Origin of the sequence: uncultured Tateyamaria sp. (assembly GCF_947488715.1) — a bacterium.
Lineage (GTDB): Bacteria > Pseudomonadota > Alphaproteobacteria > Rhodobacterales > Rhodobacteraceae > Tateyamaria.
The window spans coordinates 1-3,590 of record NZ_CANLAG010000019.1; the positions used below are offsets into that span (position 1 = coordinate 1).

2 protein-coding genes are annotated in these 3,590 nt (G+C 46.0%); one reads left to right on the forward strand and one right to left on the reverse strand.

Annotated elements, in window-relative coordinates; genetic code table 11:
• Positions 1-127: 127 nt before the first annotated feature.
• Complete coding sequence (locus tag Q0936_RS20325; RefSeq protein WP_299146679.1) at positions 128-1,891, reverse strand: type I secretion protein; 1,764 nt, start codon at positions 1,889-1,891, stop codon at positions 128-130.
• A gap of 433 nt (positions 1,892-2,324) precedes the next feature.
• Here Q0936_RS20325 and Q0936_RS20330 point away from each other — a divergent pair, with 433 nt between their 5' ends.
• Entirely contained in the window at positions 2,325-3,404 is a 1,080-nt protein-coding gene (locus Q0936_RS20330; protein ID WP_299146678.1) for a hypothetical protein, read from the forward strand.
• The last annotated feature ends 186 nt before the right edge of the window (positions 3,405-3,590 follow it).

Consider the following 3,590-nt stretch of genomic DNA (forward strand, 5'->3'; position numbering starts at 1 on the left):
GACCAACTGCTCATGCACCGTTGCTACCCCACTGAATCCAAACAGGGAATCCCTCACGCGATTTGTGCAACAAAGCCCACCAGAAGGGCCCGGATCAGGGGGCTGAATCAAGTTGCTACTATCTGCGTCAGCCTGCAAAACCGCCCGCTCCAGCTGCAAGCAACAGCAGTAAGCCTCCTGCCCAACCAAGTCCAGCAAACATGTCCCCATCATCATCTTCAACTGCGCCAACGTCCTCAGCATCATCGTCCGATACGTCAACCAAAGGTACGTCCGGTATTACAGGTTCCGGTGCCGGTTCCGGATCAAGCGCTGGCTCAAGTTCAGGAACGGTAACGGGTTCCGGTTGAGGAATAACTTCGCCGGCAAAAGGATCTACCGAATTAGCCGCATCCCAAATGTCTTCGAAGCCTTCGGTAGGAACAACATCCGTCAACACTACTTGCATGATCTCACCCGGGCTCAGGGATGCCTCAAACTTGCCGCCCTGCATTATGCTAGCGTCCAACTCTTCTATGACGGCTTGAGATTTGTTGGACCCTGGCATTTCCTCATCTTCAACACCCAAAACTAGTATGTCCGAGACATTGTAGTCACTTACAAGGCTAGACAAATCAATATCGGCCGACGCGGCCGACTCCTTGCTACCATTCATCACATAAAAAGCTAACTCGCCTTCTCCAGCAAACATGTGAACTGACACATCGCCAAACTCCGCCTCTGTGTCTTTGTCACCTTCTTGAAAGTCCAGCAGAACTTTTCCTGGCAAAGTTTCCGACATAAGCGCAAACATCTCTCCCGGAGGAGTAGCAGCATCAAAATCTTGACCTTCGGCAAGTGCATTGCGTGTATTCTGAATGAGCGGCCACACGTGGGCTTTGTCCACGCCTGTTCGACCAAACTCCTCCATAATCTGAAGCATTTCTTGGCCTTGGAAAAGCCCATAATCCTCTTCGCGCTCCAAGCCTGGAGTGGACTTCAAATTCCATTCCGTAATATAAATTTCGACTCCAGGAATATCTTGCGCCCAAGTATCGTTAATTTGGTCCAAATCAAAGTAGCGAGTACTTTCAGCAACATCTCCACGAGAATAGATATGGGTTACAACCCCATCTACAGCCTCTTTCTCCACATCTGTATCAAAACTGGACAATACAAGCTTAGAATTGACATAGCCCCAGTTTACGTCGCCGCTATTGAACAGAGCATCATCATCAAGCTCAACTCCATACAATTCGTTAAGTGTAGCTAACACTTCGTCCCCGGGCACGCCGTCATAGTCATCACTGAGTCTCGAGAAACCAAAATTATTTCCTTTCTGAACCACAATATCTGTATCGAAATTCCCAGCTTTCTCTAGTTCATCATTTATAATCGTTGCCATTTCTGACGCTACTCGACCATACTCAAGCGCCGACATCTCACCAGAACCCCAGTATTCATTACCTATTTCAAAGGCTTGAATTCTGGCCTCACCGTATTCGCCTGCAGCTAAGTCTTGCACAAACGCACGTAGTTCTGCTTCGTCGATATCAGCATATCGATCACCATTTTCATCGTAGTTTTCAGAAGTTTGAGTTCGTGTTGGAACAACAATGGTAACAGGTTGATCAGCGTCAAGAGCATATGACATGAAATCGGTCAGTCCGATCATGGTTTGCTCTTCATCACTTCGGGGGTCGTAAACGACTTCAGCATCAGGGTCTGTGATGTCAAACATATACTCTGTTAGCGAACCGCCAGGGTATCTGAGGCCAGAAACGCCCAAATACTCCACTGCTTCTGCGTAGGAACCATCACCCAAAAGATCCCCGCGTGGAGCCAAAAGATTGCCACCAAAATGATCATCACTATACTTCGCATCTCCAGCAATCGAAGGAATTTCCAACATATCTCACCCACCTCTCAAGCTTTTTCGCTTGAAATTACATTCTGAGATAAACAGCAGACCTGATACAATTTAATCAGAAATGCATCCACCTCAAATACTCCAAAGAAGACTCATATAAACGAGTTCCTCACCACCAATTTCAGTGGTATAGGTGATGGATGAATGTTGAGTTCAGATTCGTTCAGAATTGCGGCGATTGACTGACGCACCAAGAGCATTTTAGTTAAACAGGAAGTGTCGCGACGTTTACCGAGGCCGCGCTTCTGCACCGACTACTAAATATAAGTTTTTTGTTAAATTATTTTCAAACTGAGGGAAGCACGCAACCAAGAAATACGCTCGCTTAAGTCCTTCTTAGGCCTGCACTTGTAAATTTCTTGAAGGTCTTTGAGGCTGTCAAAAATTGTTCCACTATTCACAAAAGGTTAAGTTTATGTTGGGCTTTTCGGTTTTGCTCGGTTTAGTCGCCGCAGGTGGCTTATTCACTCTGCTAGTAGACAATGACGACGAAAATGATATTGAAAGCGAAGAGTTGGAAAGCTCTAGTGTAGACGGTGATCAGTCGTTAGACTTCTCTATCGACAACGCTACAGACGGCATAAGCGCAACTGGAGAAGATGGGCCGTTACCTCAAGGTGAAGCCTCGCAAGATAGTTATGATTTTGCCATTTTGGATATAGATTCGGTTGAGTGGCTAGAAGAAAGTACGCAGGTCGTTCTTGATGGGAAGATAGACGAGATCAAGACAGAGGACGGGCCACTACTAGTTCTTGATACAGAGGATCCAGATACGATAAATGTTTCTGGATTTTCAAATGCGATCGTATATTCAGGTGACGGCGATACGGTAATAGGTGGCGATGAGGGCATTTTCATTTCAGTATCAGAGGGGGGATCCCTTATTGAAGGTGGTAACAGTGACGATATCTACCTGTCTAGCGGTGAAAACGACACAGTTTTGGCTGGCGGCGGCGATGATTTCTTGATTTCAGGAAATGATGCATCCCTGTTGGACGGAGGTGATGGTAATGACACAATTTACGGATCTTTTGAGGAATTTTTCCTACCAACGAGTACGGCGGATTTTGACGAACTGGTGGATGACGCTAGTGATACGCTAGTTGGGGGAGATGGAGACGATGTGATTTATGCTGCATCTGGAGATAGTATCTCGAGCGGGTCTGGAGACGACGTTATCACTATTTTTGGTAAAGGAGCCGTTATAGATGACTTTGATCCCGTCAATGATGCCGGCCTTATAGTCCTCGAAAGTGATAATTTTTTTGATGAAGGAATTTACTCAGTGAATGCCGGGTCGTTCCAAACTGTTGAGAGTGGAAATTTGGTAAAAGTTTACTTCGAAGGTGACTTAGTTTTATCTGTAAACAACTCTCAAGGTTTGCAGATAGAATTTAAACAAGCGCGCGAGGACCCTCCTAGCACTGTCACCTTGTATTCTAATGGCGAGGGCACAGGCCCCGGAATTGTAATTACATCATCGGAAAGTACTTAAACTTAGCAATTCTATCGAATTTTGACCATATTGAAATCTGTAAATTGTGACTCGAATAGCGGCGCGATACGGAGTAGCACATGTTCGTTACTCTATATCAATTTGCATTGGCTTTGTTGCACAAATCGCGTGAGGGATTCCCTGTTTGGATTCAGTGGGGTAGCAACGGTGCATGAGCAGTTGGTC

What these genes read in the sequence shown, in the direction of transcription:
- Q0936_RS20330 (WP_299146678.1), top strand. Translation starts at nt 2,325, where the DNA reads ATGTTGGGCTTTTCGGTTTTGCTCGGTTTAGTCGCCGCAGGTGGCTTA.
- Q0936_RS20325 (WP_299146679.1), bottom strand. Translation starts at nt 1,891, where the DNA reads ATGTTGGAAATTCCTTCGATTGCTGGAGATGCGAAGTATAGTGATGAT.